Origin of the sequence: Rothia sp. HMSC072E10, assembly GCF_001813965.1 — a bacterium.
Taxonomy (GTDB): Bacteria; Actinomycetota; Actinomycetes; order Actinomycetales; family Micrococcaceae; genus Rothia; species Rothia mucilaginosa_A.
The window spans coordinates 173,371-191,529 of the sequence record NZ_KV814488.1; the positions used below are offsets into that span (position 1 = coordinate 173,371).

The 18,159-nt window shown below is 62.7% G+C and carries 13 protein-coding genes; all 13 read left to right on the forward strand.

The features are described 5' to 3' along the window. The first annotated feature begins 15 nt into the window (after positions 1–15). The 13 genes from HMPREF2944_RS04030 (at position 16) to tyrS (ending at position 17,789) form a co-directional block, all read left to right on the forward strand. Complete coding sequence (locus HMPREF2944_RS04030; RefSeq protein WP_070680714.1) at positions 16–525, forward strand: (deoxy)nucleoside triphosphate pyrophosphohydrolase; 510 nt, start codon at positions 16–18, stop codon at positions 523–525. A gap of 414 nt (positions 526–939) precedes the next feature. Beyond that, a complete protein-coding gene (gene efeU, locus HMPREF2944_RS04035) occupies positions 940–1,821 on the forward strand; it encodes an iron uptake transporter permease EfeU (RefSeq protein WP_070680717.1) in 882 nt (293 codons plus the stop codon). Positions 1,822–1,951: 130 nt separating this feature from the next. After that, positions 1,952–3,175 (forward strand): iron uptake system protein EfeO, encoded by a 1,224-nt coding sequence (gene efeO, locus HMPREF2944_RS04040; RefSeq protein ID WP_070680720.1) that lies wholly within the window; start codon positions 1,952–1,954, stop codon positions 3,173–3,175. 147 nt (positions 3,176–3,322) lie between these two features. Further along, complete coding sequence (efeB, locus tag HMPREF2944_RS04045; RefSeq protein WP_070680724.1) at positions 3,323–4,663, forward strand: iron uptake transporter deferrochelatase/peroxidase subunit; 1,341 nt, start codon at positions 3,323–3,325, stop codon at positions 4,661–4,663. A 185-nt stretch (positions 4,664–4,848) separates the two neighbouring features. Further along, on the forward strand, positions 4,849–5,370 hold the full coding sequence (locus HMPREF2944_RS04050; protein ID WP_049333108.1) for an ABC transporter ATPase: 522 nt from the start codon (positions 4,849–4,851) through the stop codon (positions 5,368–5,370). A 318-nt stretch (positions 5,371–5,688) separates the two neighbouring features. Further along, positions 5,689–6,816, forward strand: a complete 1,128-nt coding sequence (gene pheS / locus HMPREF2944_RS04055) for a phenylalanine--tRNA ligase subunit alpha (protein WP_070680727.1) — start codon at positions 5,689–5,691, stop codon at positions 6,814–6,816. A 3-nt stretch (positions 6,817–6,819) separates the two neighbouring features. Next, the gene (gene pheT, locus HMPREF2944_RS04060; protein ID WP_070680730.1) at positions 6,820–9,390 is read left to right on the forward strand and encodes a phenylalanine--tRNA ligase subunit beta; all 2,571 of its coding nucleotides are present in this window, start codon (positions 6,820–6,822) and stop codon (positions 9,388–9,390) included. A gap of 212 nt (positions 9,391–9,602) precedes the next feature. Further along, complete coding sequence (locus HMPREF2944_RS04065; protein ID WP_070680733.1) at positions 9,603–10,391, forward strand: hypothetical protein; 789 nt, start codon at positions 9,603–9,605, stop codon at positions 10,389–10,391. Positions 10,392–10,761: 370 nt separating this feature from the next. After that, positions 10,762–11,247, forward strand: a complete 486-nt coding sequence (locus HMPREF2944_RS04070; protein ID WP_049332718.1) for an arginine repressor — start codon at positions 10,762–10,764, stop codon at positions 11,245–11,247. Positions 11,248–11,419: 172 nt separating this feature from the next. Then, positions 11,420–13,036 carry an AMP-binding protein gene (locus HMPREF2944_RS04075; protein ID WP_070680736.1) on the forward strand — a complete coding sequence of 539 codons (1,617 nt, stop codon included), beginning with the start codon at positions 11,420–11,422 and terminating at the stop codon, positions 13,034–13,036. A 262-nt stretch (positions 13,037–13,298) separates the two neighbouring features. Beyond that, positions 13,299–13,850 carry an adenine phosphoribosyltransferase gene (locus tag HMPREF2944_RS04080; RefSeq protein ID WP_049346408.1) on the forward strand — a complete coding sequence of 184 codons (552 nt, stop codon included), beginning with the start codon at positions 13,299–13,301 and terminating at the stop codon, positions 13,848–13,850. A 219-nt stretch (positions 13,851–14,069) separates the two neighbouring features. Beyond that, the gene (locus HMPREF2944_RS04085) at positions 14,070–16,364 is read left to right on the forward strand and encodes a HelD family protein (protein WP_070680739.1); all 2,295 of its coding nucleotides are present in this window, start codon (positions 14,070–14,072) and stop codon (positions 16,362–16,364) included. Positions 16,365–16,484: 120 nt separating this feature from the next. After that, complete coding sequence (gene tyrS, locus HMPREF2944_RS04090; RefSeq protein ID WP_070680742.1) at positions 16,485–17,789, forward strand: tyrosine--tRNA ligase; 1,305 nt, start codon at positions 16,485–16,487, stop codon at positions 17,787–17,789. Positions 17,790–18,159: the final 370 nt, after the last annotated feature.

Genomic DNA, 18,159 nt, shown 5'->3' on the forward strand with positions numbered 1-18,159 from the left:
AGAAGGTAGAGAAAGATGAGTGAAGTGTCGCCCTCGTTTGAGGTTCAGGTGGTTGGCGCCGCCGTGGTTGATTCTTTGGTGGCTCCGACCCGTATGCTGGTGGCTCAGCGTTCTGAGCCGCAGACTGTTGCCGGCATGTGGGAGTTCCCGGGCGGTAAGGTCGAGCCGGGGGAGAGCTGCGAGCAGGCGCTGGTGCGTGAGCTGAAGGAGGAGCTGGGTGTGCAGGCGCGTTTGGGTGCTGAGGTGCCCGGCGCGTATCCGCAGGGTTGGCGTCTGAGCGAGCGTCTGGCGATGCGCGTGTTCTTTGCGGAGATTCTTTCGGGTACTCCGGATACTTTGGAAGATCACAGCGCCCTGCGGTGGATGCCGCTTCCCCCGGCGGGGGAGGGAATCCTCGAGGCCACGGAGGCTGCCGAGATTCTGGCGCTGCCGTGGATTCCCGCCGACTTCCCGATTGTGGAGGCGCTCCTGCGTCAGCTCGGTCGGTCTGGGTCGGGTCGGTCTGGGTCGGGCGACGAAAGCTAAAGGCGCGCACCTCGCGTGCCGAGGACACTCCGGTAGCCGTTGCGGCACCTTGACGGAACGTAACGGCATTCACGCGGCGTAATATTTTCGTCCGAATAGTTTTTTCTCAGCTTTTTTTAAAAGTCCACGCGGGGTGGGGGTCCGATACGGACCCCCACCCCGCGTGTATTTTTATGCGTGAAACATAACCTGTAACTAAGCCCAACCTGCCTTTTTTATTAGCCAGGTATTCAAATGTCGTAAAGATATGCTGACAATCTGTGTCTATCGGGGAGATTCTGAGCGAATAAAGGCTCGATAGGCCTTCGAGCCGCACAGACAGAACGCGCGGTAGTGTCGTCAAACGAGCCGGTTTCCCCGTAGTCTTAAGGGGTCAATTAGGATAAAAAAATATGTTGATTTGGTGATACTGACATGAATTTTTGGGGAGCCTTCCTCGGAAACTTTCTGATAGGCCTACGCGAGGGTCTCGAAGCGGCCCTGGTGGTCGGAATCCTCCTGGCCTACATCCGCAAGACAAAGCGAACCCACCTGCTCACACCGATGTGGCTTGGCGTGGCGGTCGCGGTTATCGTCTCCCTCGGCTTCGGCGCGCTACTCACCTTCGGCCCCGAAACCCTCACCTTCGAGGCGCAGGAAGCCATCGGCGGTTCCCTTTCCATCATCTCGGTCGGCTTCGTCACCTGGATGATTTTCTGGATGGCAGAAAACGCCCGTATGCTCTCTGCCGAGCTCAAGGATAAGCTGGATGCCGCGCAGACCAGCGCCTGGGCGGTCGTCCTGCTCGCCGCGCTCTCCGTGGGCCGTGAGGGTCTCGAAACCACCCTGTTCATTTGGTCGGCCACCCGCACCGCCGGTCAGGAGGCGAACGCGACCCCCATGCTCGGCGCCCTCGTCGGCATCCTGGTCGCCATCCTCATGGCGTGGGCCATGATGCGCGGCATGATGCGCATCAACCTCTCCCGCTTCTTCACCATCACCGGCGCGTTCCTGGTCATCGTGGCGGCCGGCGTGCTCTCCTACGGTCTTCACGACCTGCAGGAGGCCGGTATCCTGCCGGGCCTGAACAGCACCGCGTTCGAATCTTACCGATACATCGACCCGAGCGGTTTCGTGGGCACCCTGCTCAAGGCCGTGTTCAACCTGTCCTCGACCACCACCTGGATTGAGGCCGGCGCCTGGGTCCTGTACGTGGGCATCGTGATGCCGCTGTTCATCCGCGCGCAGCGCCCGGGCCTGAAGTCCTCGGCTAAGAAGCAGGCGGCGAAAACCGAAGCCGAAAAGACGGCGGCATAGGGCTCTCGGAGCCGGCCGGCTCCGGACCTACCCGAATAACCCACCGGATGATTCTTTCGGACACCCCTCAACGTGCGACAAAGAACCGCCGCGAACACGTACACATACACATACAACATAAGGAGAAACCATGCGTAAGACTCTCGCCTCCGCAGGTGCACTGCTCTCGGTTGGTGCGCTCGCCCTGACCGGCTGCACCCCCAACAACCAGAACGTGGCGTCCTCCGCCTCGGGTGCCGCATCCTCCGACGGCACCATTAACGTCACCGCAAGCGACGATGCCTGCAAGCTCTCGGCTACCACCGCCAAGGCCGGCACCGTGACCTTCAAGGTCAAGAACGAGGGTACCAAGGTCAACGAGTTCTACGTGCTTGGTGCCGACGGCCTGCGCATCGTCTCCGAGGTGGAGAACATTGGCCCGAACCTCAGCCGTGACCTGACCGTGGAACTGCCCGAGGGTAGCTACAAGACCGCCTGCAAGCCCGGTATGGTGGGCGACGGCATCCGCGGCGACTTCACCGTGACCAAGAACGAGAACGCAGCTGCTATCTCGGCCGACGAGCAGGCCCTGCGCGACACCGCGGTCACCCAGTACACCGCCTACGTCAAGGACCAGGTGGAATCGCTGAAGACCAAGACCGAGCAGTTCGCCGAGCTGTACACCGCCGGTAAGGACGACGAGGCGAAGGCCCTGTACTCCTCGGCTCGCCTACACTACGAACGCATCGAGCCCGTGGCAGAATCCTTCGGCGGCGGCGAGCTTGACCCGGCCCTGGATGCCCGCGAGGCAGACGTGGAAGAGGGCAAGGAATGGACCGGCTGGCACAAGATCGAGAAGGATCTGTGGCAGCCGACCGCCGAGAACAACGGCGGTAAGGCATACACTCCGCTGACCAAGGAGCAGCGCGCGGAGGTCGCCAAGAAACTGGTGGAAGACACCCAGAAGCTCTACGACGAGGTGCACTCTCCCAACTTCAAGCTGGAGGCATTCCAGATTTCTAACGGCGCGAAGGAACTGCTGGACGAAATCTTCAACACCAAGATCAGCGGTGAGGAAGAGACCTGGTCGCACACCGACCTCTCCGATTTCCAGGGCAATGTTGACGGCGCCCGCGTGGCCTACGAGGGCGTTCTGCCGATTCTGAAGCAGAAGGACCCCAAGCTCGCCCAGGACATCGAGAAGAAGTTCGACACCGTGCAGAACCTGCTCAACAAGTACAAGAAGGGTGACGGTTACGCCCTCTACACCGAGCTGACTAAGGACCAGATCCGCGAGCTCTCCGATGCCGTGGAGGCTCTGTCCGAGCCGGTTTCGAAGATGACCGAGGTCGTCACCGGTTCCGCCGCGAAGTAACGCATCGTACGGTAGCCGCCGCGTGGGCGGATGCGCTACCGGCAGCTGGGTGGGGGGCATTGAGCCCCCGCCCGGCTGGGGCCTTCCCGGGCCCCGAGCCCTCCGCAGATTCATCACACCATATTCAGCACAGAAGAAAGGCTTCCCATGCCTACTGACCACAATTCTTCGGCCGCCGAGACCACCCCGGAGACTCACCGCGAGGCTACCCGCGCCGCCGGTACCACCCGCCGCGGTGCGCTGGGCGCGGCGCTCGCCGGTGCAGGAGCCCTGGGCGCGTTGGGTGCGCTCGCCGGATGCTCGTCAAACTCCAGCAGCCAGGCTTCGGCATCGAGCTCTGCCTCGGGTACCTCGAACGACTCTCACCCCTTCTACGGTGAGCACCAGAGCGGCATCTCCACCGAGGTGCAGGACCGCATGTACTTCGTGGCGCTGAACCTGAAGACCACCGACCGCGAAGAGATTCGTTCCCTCTTCCAGGAGTGGACGAAGGCCTCCGCAAGGATGCAGACCGGCGAGCTCGTGGGGGAGGACCGCTCCTACGAGGCACCGCCCAAGGACACCGGCGAGGCCATGGACCTCTCCGCCGCGCACCTGACCATTACTTTCGGCCTGGGACGTAGCTTCTTTGTCGACGAGAACGGCAAGGACCGCTTCGGTTTCGCCAGCAAGCTGCCCGAGGCGCTCGTGCGCATCCCGCACATGACCGGAGACGCGCTGGAGGCGAAGCGCAGCGACGGCGACCTGTGCATCCAGGCCTGCGCCGACGACCCGCAGGTGGCCTTCCACGCGATTCGCAACCTGATTCGTATCGCCGGTGGCCGCGCCGTGGTGGCCTGGCAGCAGCTGGGCTTCGGGCGTACCGCCTCCACGACCACCACGCAGGCGACGGCCCGTAACCTCTTCGGCTTCAAGGACGGCACGAACAACCTGAAGGTTGAAGACCCCGACCTGTTGAAGAAGCACGTGTGGACCTCCTCGCAGAATTCGGCGAACAGCCCGGCGTGGAGGGAGGGAGGCAGCTCCCTGGCCACCCGCCGCATCCGCATGAACATTGAGACGTGGGACCGCACCCGCCTGCGCGAGCAGGAGGAAATCGTGGGTCGTACGAAGACGACCGGTGCCCCGCTCTCCGGCGGTGAGGAATTCACGAAGCCCGACTTTTCGGCGATGGGTCGCTCCGGCCCCCTGATCCCGGCGGATTCTCATATGCGTCTGATGCACCCGGATCAGAACCAGGGAGTGCAGATTCTGCGCCGCGGCTTCAACTACACCGATGGTGCCGACGAGCTGGGCCGCCTGGACGCGGGCCTGTTCTTCATCGCCTACGTGTGCGATCCGCGCACGCACTTCATCCCGATGCTGAGCACGATGACCGCCTCTGACGCGATGAGCGAGTACCTGCGCCATACCGGTAACGCTCTCTTCGCGGTGCCGCCCGGGGTGAAGGATGAGAACGACTACATCTGCTCGGGCCTCTTTAACTAGGCGCGCTCGATGTAGCTGGGCATCTGCCCGATGCTCCAATACCGCCCGATGTGCCGGTGAACGCCCCGATGGGAGGTTCACCGGCACATCGTCATATATGAGTTCGACACGAGCATTTTCTTTGGAAACTTCTTACCGACCGGGTAGTATTGAGGGAGAAATCACATACAAATTGGGAGACAATGATGACTGCTCAACCTCCGTACGACCCGAATGCGTACCGCTCCGACGCGGTACCTTCAGACACCCAGGCCATCTACATTCAGGAAGGTGGCTCCAAGCCGGGTGGAATCCTGTTCCACTCGCCGACCAAGCACCCTAAGATTCTGCGCCTGCAGGAGATTATGATTGTCTCCGCGTTGCTCTGCTTTGTCCACGGCATCATTTCTTCGTTCGCACCGGATAACCTGTCCCCGCTGAAGGGCCTGCCGGAGTTTGGCGTTGCGGGCGGCCTGGGATTGCTCATCGGCTCGGCCATCGTGTACTCGTGGGTGTACTTCACGATTCAGAAGGGTAAGCGCCAGGGCCTGACCGTCGGCCTCATCTTCGCGATTCTCGGCGCCTTCGTCGCGGTCCTCTCGCTGATTGGCAACGTGATTGACGCTCAGCGCTACGGCTTCGTGCCGCTGTACGCCGCGTGGTTTATCGCCAACGTGCTGTGGATTCGCTCCTCCTTCGACCCCGAGGTCAAGGAAGCGCTGGCCTAATCCTCGCCTCCGTGGGGACCCGTTCGGCAAATATGCCGCCGCGGGGCGCGCGCACCTGACGACTCCACACCTAATCAAAGCATCAGAGCGCCCGGATGGACTATCCGGGCGCTCTGATGCTTTCGCGTGGTTCTCTGGTCTAAAATGGGTAGGATATGCGCCCGCAGACCCTGCCGGGATGCTCCGCCCCTCACACGCTCGGCGCCCGCCGTGCCCGGGGCAATTAGTGAGCTCTCGCGGTCCCCCGCGGTGCCGCCCCATAGTGACAAACCAGCCGACCGGCCCCAACGTGCCGGTGGTACGCAGAGAAGAGTGACAATGACCGATTCCGTGCAGGAACACGAGGGCCCGAAGGGCCCGGCGCAGGTCCTCGCCAACATCGCGCAGGTCCTGGAGAACAACCCCGAAAAGGGTCTGGACGCCGTTCGTGAGGCATTTGAGGCCGAGCGAGAGCGCGCCCAGCGGGAGATTCGCGAGAAGGCAAAAGACTTTGACAGCCTCAAGGAGGTGCGCCTGAGCTTCTTCGGCGAGAAGGGCGTCATGAGCGTTGCCAACCGCCAGATGCGCGACCTCCAGAACCAGCACAAGGGCCCCGTGGGCAAGCTGCTGGGCCAGGCCCGTGCCGCACTGACCGAGGTTATTGAGGCTCGCACTAAGGAGCTGGAGACCGAGCGTGAGGCCCGCATCCTGGCCGAGGAGGCCGTGGACATGTCGGCCGCATCCGCTCGCCGCTCCCTGGGCGGTCGCCACCCCATCGCCCTGATGCAGGAGCGTCTGACCGACATCTTCGTCGGCATGGGCTGGGAGGTTGCCGACGGCCCCGAGCTGGAGTCCGAGTGGTACAACTTCGACGCCCTGAACATTAAGCCGGACCACCCGGCGCGCGAAATGCAGGACACCTTCTACGTTGAGCCGAAGAACGCTCACCTGCTACTGCGCACCCACACCTCCCCGGTGCAGATGCGCTCGATGCTCTCGCGTGAGCTGCCCCTGTACATTGTGTGCCCCGGCCAGGTGTACCGCACCGATGAGCTGGACGCGACCCACACCCCGGTCTTCCACCAGATTGAGGGCCTGGCCGTGGATAAGGGCCTGACCATGGCCGATCTGAAGGGCACTCTGGAGTACATGGCACGCGCCATGTTCGGCGAAGAGGCTAAGATTCGCCTGCGCCCGAACTTCTTCCCCTTCACCGAACCCTCCGCCGAGCTGGACCTGTGGCACCCCAACGCCAAGGGCGGCCCCCAGTGGATCGAGTGGGGTGGCTGCGGCATGGTGAACCCGAACGTGCTGCGTGCCGCCGGCATCGATCCCGAGGAGTACTCGGGCTTCGCGTTCGGTATGGGTATTGAGCGTACCCTCATGTTCCGTAACAACGTCGCCGACATGCACGACATGGTCGAGGGCGACATCCGTTTCTCTGAGCAGTTCGGGATGGAGATCTAAATTATGCGTGTACCCCTGTCATGGCTGCGCGAGTTCGTGCCTGTAGCCGAGGATGCTTCGGCTGAAGATTTGATGGCAACCCTGGTGAAGGTTGGCCTGGAAGAAGAAGACGTTCACCGCCCCACCGACGAGATGTCGGGCCCGATTGTGGTGGGCCAGGTTCTCTCTATGGAGCCGGAGACCCACTCGAACGGCAAGACCGTGAACTGGTGCCAGGTGCGCGTGGTTCCGGAGGGTCAGGAGCAGACTCTGACCGGTAAGGGCATCGAGCCTTCCGGTGTTCAGGGCATTATTTGTGGTGCCCACAATTTCAAGCCCGGCGACAAGGTTGTTGTGACCCTGCCCGGCGCTGTTCTGCCCGGTGGTTTCGCGATTACCGCCCGCAAGACCTACGGCCACAAGTCGGCCGGCATGATTGCCTCGACCCGCGAGCTGGGTATTGGTGAAGATCACGGCGGCATTCTGGTGCTCTCGACCCTGGGCCTGGATCCGGAGCTTGGCACCGACGCGATGGAGTTGCTGGGCCTGTACGATCAGGCGGCTGAGGTGAACGTGACCCCGGACCGCGGTTACGCCTTCTCTCTGCGTGGTATCGCCCGCGAGTGGTCCCACGCAACCGGAACCCCCTTCGAGGATTTTGTGCTGGCGTACGGCGAGCGCGCCCCGGAGGCGAACGACGCCGGTCACCCGGTGGTCCTGCGCGACGATGCCCCGATTCACGGTAATCCGGGTTGCGTGCGCTTCGTGATGCGCGAGGTATCCGGCGTGAAGGCCGAGACCCCGGTTCCGACCTGGATGTCTTCGCGTCTGCGTCTGGCGGGTGTGCGCTCGCTGTCGCTGCCGGTGGATATTTCGAACTACGTGATGCTGGAGACCGGTCAGCCGCTGCACTTCTACGATGCTGACAAGGTTCAGGGTGAGATTGTGGTGCGCCGCGCGGTGGCCGGTGAGAAGCTGGTGACCCTGGACGGCGTGGAGCGTACCCTGCACCCCGAGGACATCGTGATTGCCGATGATTCGGGCGTAATCGGCCTGGCCGGTGTGATGGGAGGAGCCTCGACCGAGGTGACCGACTCGACCACCCGCATCCTGATTGAGGCCGCACGCTTTGACGAGGTGTCGGTGGCTCGCACCGCCCGCCGCCACAAGCTGATTTCCGAGGCCTCCAAGCGTTTCGAGCGCGGCGTGGACCCGCAGATTCAGGCAGCTGCCGCCCAGCGTGCCGTGGAGCTACTGGTCGAGCTGGCCGGCGCCCAGGCTGAGCCGGGCGTTACCGACGTGTCCCTCGGTTACGAGCCGGTCGTCATCGAGCTGCCCGCCGAGTACACCGCCGGCCGCATCGGTGTGGACTACTCCCCGGAGCAGATTGAGTCCAGCCTGCGCGAGATTGGTTGCTCGGTGGAGCGCACCGAGTCCGGCTACCTGGTGGCCGTTCCTTCCTGGCGCCCCGACCTGCGTGCGAAGGAAGACCTGACCGAGGAAATCGCCCGTATCGACGGTTACGAGAACATCCCCTCGACCCTGCCGGTGGCTCCCGCGGGTCGCGGCTACACCCCGGAGCAGGCGGGCAAGCGCCGCGCCTTGAACGCGCTGGCCGCAGCCGGTCTGACCGAGGTCTTCGCCTACCCCTTCGTGTCGGCTGAGGCGAACAACCTGTGGTCGGCTCCGTGGGTCAGCACCCCCGAGAACCCCGTGACCGAGGTGCCCTCAATTCGCCTGGAGAACCCGATTTCTTCGGCTGAGGGCTGGATGCGCCGCTCGCTGCTGCCCGGCCTGGTCGAGGTGCTCAAGCGCAACCTTTCCCGCGGCTTCAAGAACCTGGCTATCTTCGAATCCGGCCACGTGTTCATCCCGGGTGAGAAGCTGGGGTCGGACTCTATCCCGCCGCTGGGCGTTCGCCCCTCGGATGAGGTTCTGGCGGACCTGAACGCTGGCATCCCGAAGCAGCCCTCGTTTATTGCCGGCCTGTTCGCCGGCACCGAGCACGAGGTGATGCCCGGTGCGGCTCCTCGTGCTTACGATTGGCGCGATGCCTTGGACGCCGTGCGTCTGATTGCGGATGCCGTATCCGCGCCGATTACCGTGCTTAACGGCGTTCATACCGCGTTCCACCCGGGGCGCGTGGCCGAGGTCCTGGATGCGAACGGCGAGCGCATCGGTTTCGCCGGTGAGCTGCACCCGAAGCTGCTGCAGGAGCTGAACCTGCCGGAGCGCACCTGCGCCTTTGAGCTGGACTTCTCCGCCCTGTTCGCGCACCGCGTCGAGGTACACCAGGCCGTTCCGGTGCTGACCTACCCGGCGGCAACCCAGGACGTAGCTCTGCTGGTGGACCGCGATCTGCCCGCTTCTGAGGTGGAGCGCGTGCTGCGTGAGGGCGCCGGCGAGCTGCTGGAGGATATCCGCGTGTTCGACGATTACCGCGGTACCGGCATCGATGAGTCGAAGAAGTCCCTGGCGTTCGCGCTGCGTTTCCGCGCACCGGATCGCACTCTGACCGCGGACGAGGCTTCCGCCGCTCGAGAGGCAGCCGTGGCGGCCGCCGTCGAGCAGCTGGGCGCGGAGGCTCGCGTCTAGTCGAGACCAAGTGACGCTGACGGGGTGGGGGCTTCGGCTCCCACCCCGTTTGCGTGAACACCTGCGCGTTCGGCGGCGCATCCGCCGAATTTGTATCTGAATATGCGCGTTTGGCCTCGTCAGATAAAGAATAAAGCGCAAGTCTGTTCTTTTATTGGTGATGCTCCGCGGTAATGGGTACCCTAGAAGGTAGACGATTTGAGGGAGAGATAATGTCTAACCGAGAAAGCTCGCACGATCGCCGTCCGCAGAACGAGGATTCTGCGACTAATCATTCCGAGGATTTCCGCTACGAGGAGCCCGAAGAACTAGAGTATGAAGAGTACGACGAGTACGACGACTACGAAGAGTACGATGACGACGAGGATGACGAGGAAAACGCCTCCCTTTTTGCGATGAGCGAGGATGAGCTGGAGGAGCGCCCCGGCGTGAACTGGCTGTCGGTGCTCTCGGCCGTCGTCGCGGTGGTCGTGGCCATTATTCTGGCGGTCGTGGGCGTGCGTTCCTTCGCCTGGGTGAACGCGAATGCCGACTACGCCGGCCACAGCTGGGTTGTGCAGGGCACTTACCAGGATTTGACTCCCGACCTGATTACCAAGGAGAACGTGGCGCGCTATAAGGGCAACCTCCCCGCCGATGATGCGCTCAACGGCAAGACGTACGTGTCGAATCTGAAGGATAAGTACAAGGTCAATTCCAGCGCTACGGTGGAGTTCCGCGGTTCGCAGACCGGTGACGTTCCGGCCGATTTCCCGCGTGAGGTGGACGGCCTACTGGTTGAAAACAACGGTCAGCTCGAGGTTGTTTACACCGCAGAGAAGGGCACCCTGAAGCCCGTAACCGAGGGCCAGGTGACCGGTCATCGCGTGGCCGGCATCGCAAGCATCATCGGTGCGATCCTGGTGTTGCTGGGCGGTATGGTGTTCGCCGTGTGGCTGAACCGCCGTTCCCGTAACGTGGAATACGAGGACCTGGACGGTCTGGTGGATAACGAGGACTAACCGATCAGTCCTTCCATAACGATTTTGTGGGGGCCCGCCTCCCGCGCCGGTACGTGATGAGCGTAGTCGGTGCGGTAGGCGGGCTTTCGCTGTGCTCCCGGAAGATGCTCCCCAAAGAGGGGGGCGGCGCCTATGCATAGCACGCGAGGTTATACGTCCGGGTGCGTATTTGCACGCGGAGATACGGCGGCCGGAACGTACATATCGTGAGATTCCGGGGCGGATTTCCCTATAAATATGAGAATAATCCATATTTATGACGCATATTTATGTGCATATGTATTATCTTGGGTAGAGAGGACGCTACCCGTTCCACCGACGGACGGGAAGGTCCACACTCGTGATTGGCACCGTAGGAAGAAGAGATAACATGCCTTTCCCCTCGACCAAGATCGCGCGTCAGGCCCGCATCGTTGAGCTGCTGCAGACCCGACGTGTACGTTCCCAGGCTGAACTGGCGCAGTACCTGACCGATGACGGTATGAAGGTTACTCAGGCCACCCTTTCCCGCGATCTCGTTGAAATTGGAGCCGAGCGCATCCGCGATGAGGGCGCCGGTCTGATTTACGCTGTTCCGAACTATCCGGCTCGTCGCGGTGGCGGCACCGCGCCGGACGCCCGCATGATTTCCCTGTTCAAGGAGCTGCTGATTACCGCCGAGGGTTCGGCGAATATCACGGTGCTGCGTACCCCTCCGGGGGCGGCCCAGTTCCTGGCTTCCTCGATTGACCAGAGTGGCATGGACGCCATCCTGGGCACGATTGCTGGAGACGACACCGTGATGGTGATTACCCGCGACCCCAATGGCGGGGCCGGGCTGGCTGAAAGCTTCCTGGACTGGTCGGCAGCCCAGTAGCGTGCGAGGGGTGTGTCCCGGACCTTCCGATGAACGAATCGGCGGTCCCGGACGCACCCCCGTTGTGTGCCCACGCCGCGGCAAGCGACCCCGGGCAGCGGGAGCCGCCCGCACGAGGGCCTCTCGCCTACAGACGAAGACGATTCGAACAATACCGCAGGAGAACTCAACGATGACTTCGACACCCAGCTCTGCGCCCCGTCACCCCTCGCAGGCCGAGCCCTCGGCCCGGAATAATACCGCCTCAATTCTGGCGGAGGCGGCCGCGGCCTCCCCACGCAAGGTCGCGCTCGCACTGCCCGCCGCGGGGGACTCCGCAGAGTCCTCCTCGCTACTGAACATCAGCTACGGCGAACTGGCCTCCGCCGCGGCAGAGGTGCAGCGATACCTGGGAACCCTGGGCGTGGAGGCGGGCGACCGAGTGGCCCTGTCCATGCCGAACGTGCCGCTGATGCCCGCCCTCTACTACGGTATTGCCGCGCGCGGTGCGATTTGCGTGCCGCTCAACCCCCTGCTGTCGGGTGCGGAGCTGGAGTACCACCTTGAAGACAGCGGAGCAAAGGTTCTCTTCGCCTTTGCCGGCACTCGCCTGGCGCAGGAGGCCGCCTCGACGGTGCCGGTGAAGAACGGTTCGGTGCGGTGCGAAATTTTTGAGCCCTCCGCCTCGCCCCTGGCCCCCTTTGACGGTGTGGACGTTCCGCTGGCACCCGCCGTGGTGAAAGAGCAGGATCCCGCGGTTATCCTGTACACCTCGGGCACGACCGGCCGCCCGAAGGGAGCCACCCTCAGCCACGCGAATATCCTCTCGAACGCCCGCAGCTGTGTGAAGGTTTTTGGTTTCACCGCCGAGGACGTCATCTTTGGCGGCCTCCCTCTATTCCATGCCTTCGGCCAGACGGTGTCGATGAACGCGGCTTTTGCGGCCTGCGCAACGGTGGCTTTGCTTCCGCGCTTTACGCCCGACCACGCGTTGAGCCTGATTGAGGCGGCCCGGGTGTCGGTGCTGGCGGCCGTGCCGAGCATGTACATCTCTCTTGCGGCCCTCATGGCTGAGCAGCCGGAGCGTTGCGCCCGGCTGCGCGGTACGGTGCGCTTCGGCATTTCGGGTGGTTCGGCTCTGCCCGCTCCGGTGCACGAGGCTTGGAAGGAGCTGGCCGATTGTACCGTGTACGAGGGCTACGGTCTGAGCGAGACCTCGCCCGTGGTCTCCTTCAACCAGGTGGCCTTCGGCATGGTGCTGGGTTCGGTGGGCCGCGTCCTGCCGGGTGTGCAGGTTCGGGTGCGCGACTCGGCGGGTGTTGAGCGCCCGACGGGGGAGAGCGGCCAACTGTGGGTGCGCGGCGAGAACGTGATGCTCGGTTACTGGAATAACCCCGAGGCAACCGCCGGAGTGTTCGACGGTGAGTGGTTTGCGACCGGGGACGTGGCTCGTGTGGATGCCGACGGCAATATCTTTATCATGGACCGCATCAAGGACATGGTGTTGCGCAACGGCTACTCGGTGTACCCGCGCGAGATTGAGGACGTGCTGTACACCCATGATTTGGTGCAGTCCGTGGCGGTGCTGGGTGTGCCGGATGAGCGAGTGGGCGAGGAGATCGTCGCCGTTGTGGTGCCGCGGGCCGGAGCCGACTGGGGCGTGGTGCAGGCGGAGCTCAACGCCCTGGCCCGAACCCGCCTTGCGGCCTACAAGTACCCGCGCCGCTACATTGCGGTGGATGCGATGCCGCTGGGCCCGACCGGAAAGATTCTGAAGCGGGACCTGCGTTCGAAGCTGGCGGACTCCTAAGAGCATACTGAGAGCGTAGAGTCCTAGAACGCGGGGCCCTAACCCCCGATGCTTCCCGCGCTTCAAAGCCCCGGCCCCCTCACATGAGGAAGCGGCCGGGGCTTTGCGCATTAACCTCGCGTTGATGCGGGCTAATGTGGGTGACCGGCGGGTGTATAGAGGAAAAAAGCGCTGGAACAGAGTAGAATTCTCTAGGCGGCCTGTGCCGCCGCAGACGATTCCGGGCCGTTCGGGCCCGACGCCACCCCACGAAAGAGAGAGCATGAGCGTTCCCGCTTCTGAGGCTACCCCCATCGAACAGCGCATCCCCGCAGCCTGCGCCACGATTCAGGATTACCCGCACGAGGGCATCCTCTTCTACGATGTGACGACTCTCTTCGCCAATCCCGAGGTATTCAAGGCCTGCATCGATGAGCTGGCCCACCGCTTCGAGGGCGAGTTTGATGTGGTCGCCGGTGTGGAGGCCCGCGGCTTCCTGCTGGCATCGGCCCTGGCTTACGCTACGGGCAAGGGCATCATGACGATTCGCAAGGCCGGCAAGCTTCCCCGCGAAACCTACCGTGAGGAGTACGCGCTCGAGTACGGTACCGCGGCCGTCGAGATTCACTGCAGCGACTTCGCGCCGGGTACCCGAGTGCTGATTCTTGACGATATTCTGGCAACCGGCGGTACCCTGGAGGCCGCGGTGAAGCTCGTGGAGCGCGCCAAGCTTAAGGTTGCCGGCGTGGCTGCCCTGCTGGAGCTGGACGGCCTGGGCGGCCGCGATGCGCTGGCCGGTTACCGCGTTGAGACCCTGAGCCTGGTCTCCGAGTAGCGGCCCGATAGCGGATTCCGCATTATTTCTTCCTGCCGTAGGGCAGAACCAGAGGTGCCCCTTCCGATGCTTTCGGGAGGGGCACCTCGCCGTCTGACCGGCGCTGCCGGAAGCCGTCATATTTCTGGGCTCGAGAGCCCATCCTGTAGAATAGTGACCCGTATTTTTAGGTGCCGCTCACGGTGCCGCACTGAGACGCACTATGTTTAAGGAGCTTGCGTGTCATCTGAATCCCTGTCCCACCGGCCCGAGGAATCGTCGAAGGCTGAGCAGCTATTTGCAGAGCAGATGGCTGCTGAGCGCGAGTACGTGTCCCGCGTATACGCTCGTCTGGACGAGCTACGCGAAGAGACCGGTCAGAAGCTGGCGGATGTGCGCAAGAACCAGGCGGTGGGCGGGCACCAGAACCGTTCGGAGCGTGATTCCTTCGCAACCTATTACGAGGATCGCCTGGCTCAGCTGAACGCCGTGGATTCTCGCTTGGCCTTCGGCCGTCTGGACATGGACCGCGAGGGTGCGGACGCGGTGCGCTACATCGGCCGCATCGGCATTACCGACGATAACCAGCGTCGCCTTCTCATGGACTGGCGTGCCCCCGAGGCGGGTACCTTCTACCAGGCCACCGCGTTTCAGCCGATGGGCGTGCGTCGCCGTCGTCATCTGATGCTGGAGGGCCGCACCGTTGTGAACATTGAGGACGAGGTCTTCGACGAGGCCATGCTGGAGGACTCGGACGCCCTGCACGGCGAGGGCGCGCTGCTGGCTGCGCTGAATAAGAAGCGTACCGGCCGCATGGGCGATATCGTGGCGACCATTCAGGCCGAGCAGGATGCAATCATCCGCTCGGAGCTGCCGGGCGTGCGCGTGGTCCAGGGTGGTCCCGGTACCGGTAAGACCGCGGTGGCTCTGCACCGCGCGGCCTATCTGCTGTACACAAATCGTGAGCGCCTGTCGAAGGCGGGTGTGCTCGTGGTGGGCCCCTCGAATTCTTTCATGTGGTACATCGAGCGTGTGTTGCCTTCGCTGGGCGAAACCGGCGTGGTGATGGCTTCGCTGGCGACCCTGTACCCGGGCCTGCGCGCCGTGCCCGAGGAAGACCGCGCGGTGGCCGCCCTTAAGGGCGATTTGCGTATGGTCAAGGTCATCAAGCGCGCCGTGGCGGACCGTCAGAAGGTTCCCGCACGGGCGCAGCTTCTGAACGTTGAGGGAACGGACGTCGAGCTGACCCCCGAGATGGTGCGTTCGGCTCGTTCCCGCGCTCGCTCGACCGGTAAGCCGCACAACGAGGCCCGCGAAACCTTCGTGAAAATTCTGTTGAAGGAGCTGACCGCGAAGCTGGATGATCAGCTGAACCGTGCGGCGGGTCGTGTGGTGGAGCGTCCGTATCTGCAGGATGATGTGCGCGCCTCCATGGACGTGCGTCGCGCCCTAAACCTGGCATGGATGCCGCTCTCGCCCGAGACCCTGTTGCGCTCGCTGTATTCGAAGCCGCACTACCTGGAGTCGGCTACCCGTAGTCTGTCGAAGGCGGAGCGAGAGCTTCTGGCTCGTCCTGCGGATGCTCCCTTTACCGAGGCCGATGTCCCCCTGCTGGATGAGGCCGCGGAGCTGCTGGGCGATTTCTTGAAGGTGACGGGTGCCGCTGCGGCGGCGCGTGCGGCGGCCGAGCATCGCGCGAACCTTGAGAACGCGACGAAGGCTTTGGAGAACGTACATCAGTCCCTGGAGGATATTGGCGCCGATGGCGTGATTACCCCCGAGCAGATTGCGATGATGAACGAGGTGCGTGGCGAGCGGATGACCGCGGCGGCCGCGGCTTCGTCCGATCGCACCTGGGCGTACGGTCATGTGGTGGTGGATGAGGCGCAGGAGCTCTCGCCGATGCAGTGGCGTCTGTTGATGCGACGCTGCCCCATGAAGTCCTTCACGATTGTGGGCGATATTGCGCAGGCTTCGTCGCCGGCGGCGGCTTCGTCGTGGGCGCAGGCCCTGGAACCGTTCGTGGGGGAGCGTTTCACCCTGGACGAGCTGACGATTAACTACCGCACTCCGGCGCAGATTGCGCAGGCGGCGGCTTCGGTGGCTCGGGCTGCCGGCTACGAGGTGTCGGCTCCTCGCGCGGTTCGTGAGGGTCAGTGGCCTCCGCTGATTCGCGAGGTTGCCCCCGATGCCGTGGTGGAGCAGACCGTGTCCGTGGTGAGCGATGAGGTTGCCCAGTCCGGCGGCGCGCTGATTGGCGTGATTTGCCCGTCGAGCCTGTACCTTGAGACGGCTCGAGCGGTGGCTCGTGCGCACGCCGACCGCACGGGTACCGCGCAGACGGCCCTGGAAAACCAGGTGCTGGTGCTGACCCCGTGGGAGGCGAAGGGCCTGGAGTTCGACGTTGTGGTGATTGTTGAACCGCAGCAGCTGATTGATGATGCGGACGGCGCGGTGGGTGACGTGTACGTGTCGATGACCCGTCCCACCCAGCGCCTGTATCTGGTGGGCTCGCGCATGCCCGCGGGCCTGTAGCCGCATCCATGCACCCGCCGCCGGGCGCTTGTTCTGAGCGTTTGTGCCGGTGCGGTGTTAGGCTTAGTACATATTTTGTTCGGACGCCTCGTGCGTCGTTACCTTGTGAATGGGAGAAGCATGTCTGCCGAGATCCTCAACGCGCAGCATAATGACGATACCTTCGAGAATATTTGGCAGGAGCTGAAGTGGCGCGGCCTGGTGCACGTGAGCACCGATGAGGCTGCCCTGGAGAAGGCGCTGAGTGAGGAGACCCTGACTTTCTACACGGGTTATGATCCGACCGCGGCTTCGCTGCACCTGGGCCACCTGGTGCAGCTGCTGGTGATGCGTCGTCTGCAGCTGGCAGGTCACAAGCCGCTGGGCCTGGTGGGTGGTTTCACCGGTCTGATTGGTGATCCGCGTCAGACGTCTGAGCGTGTGCTGAACTCTCCTGAGGTTGTTGCTGAGTGGGTGAAGTCCCTGCGTGCACAGATTGAGCGTTTCCTGTCTTTCGAGGGTGAGAACGCTGCTCGGATGGTGAATAACCTGGACTGGAGCGGTCAGATGTCTGCTCTGCAGCTGCTGCGCGATGTTGGTAAGCACTTCCGCGTGGGCACTATGGTGAAGAAGGAGATTGTGGCGAAGCGCCTGAACTCAGACGAGGGCATTTCGTACACCGAGTTCTCGTACCAGATTCTGCAGGGCCTGGACTTCCTGGAGCTGAACCGTCGTTTCGGCTGCACTCTGCAGACCGGTGGTTCTGATCAGTGGGGCAACCTGACCAGCGGTACCGAGCTGATCCGTAAGGTCGAGGGTAAGAGCGTTCACGCTATTGGTACCCCGCTGATTACTAACTCTGACGGCACCAAGTTCGGTAAGAGCGAGGGTAACGCTATTTGGCTGAACCCGCAGATGTGCTCGCCGTACGCGTTCTACCAGTTCTGGCTGAACACCGCGGATGCGGATGTTGTGGATCGTCTGAAGGTGTTCACCTTCCTGACTCGCGCTGAGATTGCTGAGTTTGCCGAGAAGGTTGAGAAGGAACCGTTTAAGCGTGAGGCTCAGAAGACTCTGGCGTACCTGGTGACTTCGCTGGTGCACGGCACCGAGGCTACCGATCAGGCCGTGGCTGCTTCGGAGGCTCTGTTCGGCAAGGGTGATTTCGCTGCTCTGGACGAGGTAACCCTGGAATCTGTGGTTGCGGAGCTTCCTTCGGCGAAGCTGACCGAGGACCGCCTGGACCTGATTTCGGTGCTGACCGAGCTGGGCTTTGCGAAGTCTAACTCTGAGGCTCGTCGCATTCTGAAGGAGGGCGGCGCTTCGGTGAACGGCGTGAAGGTTCAGGGTGAGGACGCCACCATCTCCAAGGATGACCTGCTGCACGGTCGTTTTGCGATGGTTCGCCGTGGTAAGAAGAACCAGGGCGCGGTTGAGCTGGTCTAGTCTCTTCTGATTTTCTCTATACATAGAGGGGGAGGGGTTCTTCTCTACTGAGTAATCGGTGGGGGAGTGCCCCTCCCTTTTCTCTATACTTCTCGAGAGGTATCTCTAGAGCCCCTCCGTTAGGAGGGGTTTTATCTTCCTGTTGCCCTCTGCCTCTGGGTTTGTCTTTGTTCGCGAGGGTTTTGGGATGTTCCTGCCCTGTTTTCGGGGTCCAGAGAGGGGAATTCGCAGATTTTTAAGGTTTTTCGAAAATTTTTTGAAGATTTTTTGGCACCTTTAAAATGCTTTGACTAGGGTATTTGGTGTGTGGAGGGGTGTTTGAGACCCTTTCAAGGTCTTATTTGTGTTCTACTTCACCCGTATTCGGGTT